Source organism: Dactylosporangium sp. NPDC050588, assembly GCF_040654975.1.
In the GTDB taxonomy this organism is placed as follows: domain Bacteria; phylum Actinomycetota; class Actinomycetes; order Mycobacteriales; family Micromonosporaceae; genus Dactylosporangium; species Dactylosporangium maewongense.
The window spans coordinates 1-3,503 of the sequence record NZ_JBFAJA010000200.1; the positions used below are offsets into that span (position 1 = coordinate 1).

Annotated in this window: 6 protein-coding genes and 1 pseudogene; 3 read left to right on the top strand and 4 right to left on the bottom strand. The window is 68.3% G+C overall.

Features of this window, described 5'->3' with window-relative positions:
* Together AB0I21_RS57155 and AB0I21_RS57160 are read left to right on the top strand one after the other, a co-directional pair.
* Nucleotides 1–408, top strand: a 408-nt coding sequence (locus AB0I21_RS57155; protein WP_360574419.1) for a glycosyltransferase, incomplete at its 5' end; no start/stop codon positions are given.
* A gap of 151 nt (nucleotides 409–559) precedes the next feature.
* The gene (locus AB0I21_RS57160) at nucleotides 560–832 is read left to right on the top strand and encodes a DUF5994 family protein (RefSeq protein ID WP_360574421.1); all 273 of its coding nucleotides are present in this window, start codon (nucleotides 560–562) and stop codon (nucleotides 830–832) included.
* Nucleotides 833–987: 155 nt separating this feature from the next.
* On the opposite strand, the gene AB0I21_RS57165 is transcribed toward AB0I21_RS57160, so the two are convergent.
* The gene (locus AB0I21_RS57165; protein ID WP_360574423.1) at nucleotides 988–1,158 is read right to left on the bottom strand and encodes a hypothetical protein; all 171 of its coding nucleotides are present in this window, start codon (nucleotides 1,156–1,158) and stop codon (nucleotides 988–990) included.
* A 410-nt stretch (nucleotides 1,159–1,568) separates the two neighbouring features.
* On the opposite strand from AB0I21_RS57165, the gene AB0I21_RS57170 reads away from it, so the two are divergent.
* Nucleotides 1,569–1,772: a cold-shock protein gene (locus AB0I21_RS57170; RefSeq protein WP_360574424.1), complete on the top strand. Its 204-nt coding sequence runs from the start codon at nucleotides 1,569–1,571 to the stop codon at nucleotides 1,770–1,772.
* 85 nt (nucleotides 1,773–1,857) lie between these two features.
* Here AB0I21_RS57170 and AB0I21_RS57175 read toward each other — a convergent pair.
* The 3 genes and pseudogenes from AB0I21_RS57175 to AB0I21_RS57185 form a co-directional block, all read right to left on the bottom strand.
* Nucleotides 1,858–2,241 (bottom strand): annotated as a pseudogene (locus AB0I21_RS57175) (LuxR C-terminal-related transcriptional regulator); the annotation flags it as partial.
* 148 nt (nucleotides 2,242–2,389) lie between these two features.
* Nucleotides 2,390–2,680 (bottom strand): STAS domain-containing protein, encoded by a 291-nt coding sequence (locus tag AB0I21_RS57180; RefSeq protein ID WP_360574426.1) that lies wholly within the window; start codon nucleotides 2,678–2,680, stop codon nucleotides 2,390–2,392.
* Complete coding sequence (locus tag AB0I21_RS57185) at nucleotides 2,677–3,306, bottom strand: STAS domain-containing protein (protein WP_360574428.1); 630 nt, start codon at nucleotides 3,304–3,306, stop codon at nucleotides 2,677–2,679. The genes AB0I21_RS57180 and AB0I21_RS57185 overlap by 4 nt, the downstream gene beginning before the upstream one ends.
* Between the last annotated feature and the right edge of the window lie 197 nt (nucleotides 3,307–3,503).

Here is a 3,503-nt window from a genome sequence, read left to right on the forward strand (position 1 = left end):
GCCAAGGGCGTCGCCGGCCTGGTCACATTCGAGCGCGCCTATCTCGATCAGGTCCGCCTCGACCGGCTGATCGGGCGCGCCGATGTGGTGCTGCTGCCGTACGACGCTCCCGACCAGGCAACCTCGGGCGTGCTTGTCGAGGCGCTGGCGGCGCACAAACCCGTCATCGCCACTGCCTTTTCCCATGCGCAGGAGCTGCTCAGCGACGGTGCCGGCCTCCTCGTGCCACACCGGGACCCTGCGGCGATCGGCGCCGCGCTCAAGCGCGTACTCACCGAACCCGATCTGGTCGCCGACATGTACGACAAGGCCCGACAGATCGCGCAGGGCACGCAATGGAGCGCCGTCGCCGCGCGCTACCGCACGCTCGCCGCGACACTGCTGAGCCGGACGCCGGTTCCGCTGTGACCAGGACAGCATCCGGCGTCGCCGACTGAGCACGCGGGCTGCTGGTGGCCCGCGCCACCCCCCGCGTCCCGGACGCAATGATCGCCGCGCGTCGCCTGGAGCGCACTTCCGTGCTGCGCGAAGGCACGCTCGCTTCCGAGAGGAGGCCCGCATGACCGATGGCACTCGCAACCACGCCGTGCGGCTGGAGCTACGCGCCATGTTCCCGACTCCTGCGACCACGCTCGACGGTGCGTGGTGTCCACGCAGCCGGGACAGCGCCGGCGAACTCATCGCGCTCATCGACGCGCTGGACGCCTGGCAGGCGCCGGTCAGGCTGCTCATGCTCAATCCTCAAGGTCGGCGCGGCCATCCCCAGCGGATCGACGCGCTGACCGAAGCGTCCGGATCGCCTGGATACCTATGCTCGACCGGTCCGTCGTGATCGGCGCGACCGCTCGTGGCCTTCGGATCGACCTGCATCTGATGGCGCCAGCAGGACGCCGATTGGCTCGGCGCGATCCCGGATCCGGTGACCCGCTGAGCCCGCGCCACCCCGCCGCCCGCACGACGCGGACCCGACGTGCGATTCGTTCAGCGTCATGCGCCATTCAGGCTCGGACGCGGCACGGTCGTCAACCGCAGACCGCTGGGCAACTCCTCGATCTCGAAACGTTCGGCCTGGCCGTTGTCGGGCAGCATGGCATCGTAGAGCTCGCCGTTACTGATCTCGATCGTGCCGCCGGCACGGTCGATCAGCACGCTCAGCACTGCCCGCAAGTTGACGTCGCTGAGATACCGCACGAAATACCGCCTCAGCTCAGAAAACGCTCGGTGCCGGGCGGTACATGATGTGCCGTCCTCCGTCGATCCTACTCACGATCACGCCATTTGCTCGAACCGTCATGCCGGCCGCCTTCCGGCCTCGCTCCGGTTCTGCCACCCCGGAACGAGCCGCGTACGGCGGCCGCACCTTCCTGCAGCATGTTGGCCCGGGTGCCGTCGCCCTGATGTGGTACGGTCATGGGGTCGCAGTTGTGCGTACCGAATACTTTGCCAGCACCTGGTGGGTATCTGATCCCACGGGTGCCTTTTTGTTTGGTGCCGTTTCGAATTGAACTTTCACAACTCGACGCCGGGACAATTATCCTGGTCCCGAATTCCGACTTCCAAGGAGCAACATGACGACCGGTACAGTGAAATGGTTCAATGGCGAAAAGGGTTTCGGGTTCATCACTCCCGACGGTGGCGGCTCCGACCTGTTCGCCCACTACTCGGCGATCGCGTCGAGCGGCTTCCGCAGCCTTGACGAGAACCAGCGCGTCGAGTTCGACATTGCCCAAGGCGCCAAGGGCGCGCAGGCCGCGAACATCCGCATCCTCTGAACCTCCTGGCCGGCGCGTGACGCTTGCCGCGGCACGTCCGGCACCCACCGCCGTGGATCGCCGGCCGGGTTCGTCGCTCTCCTGCTCAGGAGTTGAGGTAGGTGAGAACGGCGCGGACCCGCCGGTCGTCATCATCGGAGGGCGGCAGGTCGAGCTTGGCGAGGAAGCTGTTGATGTGTTCGCTCACGGCCTTCCCGGTGATCCCGAGCTTGGCCGCGACCGCGGAGTTGTTACGGCCCTCGGCCGTCTCACCAGCACCCCGCGCTCCCGGGCGCTGAGCACCGCCAACGGCTCCCGGCAGGCAAACAGCTGGGAGATCACGTCCGGATCCATCGCCGTGCCGCCAGCGGCGACGCGGTGCACGGCGTCGACGAACTCCCCGATGTTGGACACTCTGTCCTTGAGCAGGTAGCCCACGCCGCCGTGCGGAGCGGCGAGCGCTTCGCGCGTAGAGCGGCTCCACGTGCCTGGGAGAGCGTCGGCGGCCCCGGCATCCGGGTCCGGGCCGAGCCGTCCCTCGGCGAGCAGTTCATGGTAGGCGTCGAAACGCTGTTCGATGCCATTGGCCGGTTCGCGGCGAGGGGGCCACGCGGCTGGTCGAGCGGCGTGAATGCTGTTCAGGCTGACATTCGCAGTGTCCGGTCGACGGCAGGGCTGGCGTTGCGCAGTACCACGTCGGTGCCGCCGCTGCGGGCGCTGCGCCGGCATGCGTCGAGCGCGCCGACCGCCGTGGTGTCGATGTACGTGACGGACTGCAGGTCGATATTCACGAGCGCGGGTCGCTGCTGGTCCACGATGTGGTTGATCGTGTCGCACAGGGATCCGATGGTGGTGTGTTCCACGGTGCCGCGGACGGTGACGACGACTGCACCACTGTGCTCGATGCTGCTGCTGACGGAGAAGGTCACCGCGCATCGACTCGATCGGGCCGCTCCGCGGCCGCCGGCGCGGGTTCGGCACCGGTGGCCGGCCCGCAGGATTTCGCCTCGGCGAGGGTCCGGAACACCGGGAACAGCCTGTGCAGGTTGAGCAGCCGCAACGAGTCCCGGATCTGCTGTGTCGCGCCGACGAGGCACACGGTGATGGATTGGCGGTGCGCCTGGACCAGCACGTCGAGGGCGCCGGAGTCCAGCCGTGCCGCTCGGGTGACGTCGATGACGAGGCGTTGCGCCCCGCCGGGGAGGTCGAGGACGAGGTCGCGCAGGCGGGCGTTGACGAGCAGGTCGGGTGAGCCCGTCAGGGTGACGACGGTGGTGTCCGCGACCCGGGTGACCCTCAGGCGCCGCGACTCGCGGGCTGCCGGCACGCAGCGTTCACGGGTCAGCGCCTGCTCGACCATCCGCGGCGGCGGGGGCGTGCGGGTGCAACGCCCGCAGGTGTGCGGCCCGGTCGCGAGGTCGTCACCGGTCCAGCCGTCCTGGCTGAACAGGCTCCACGCGACGGCCCAGTCGCCCATGGTCGGGGCGAGGTTGGTGACCAGCTGGCCGCAGCCGTCGCAGGCGAGGGTGAAGTTCGTGCTGTCGAGACTGAGCAACGCCGTCAATCGTGACCCCAATCGGACCAAGTGGACATGGCTCCACCATGCGTGGAGTGCATGGCAGCCGTCCCGCGGATTGATGACAGTTCTTTGACAGTTCTCCCCGTCCTAAGGGCGGGGATTCCCTGGGTCGCCCCAGGGGGTTCCTGCTTCACCGACGACTGCCCCGTCCGAGAGGACTCTCGTTGAGGTCT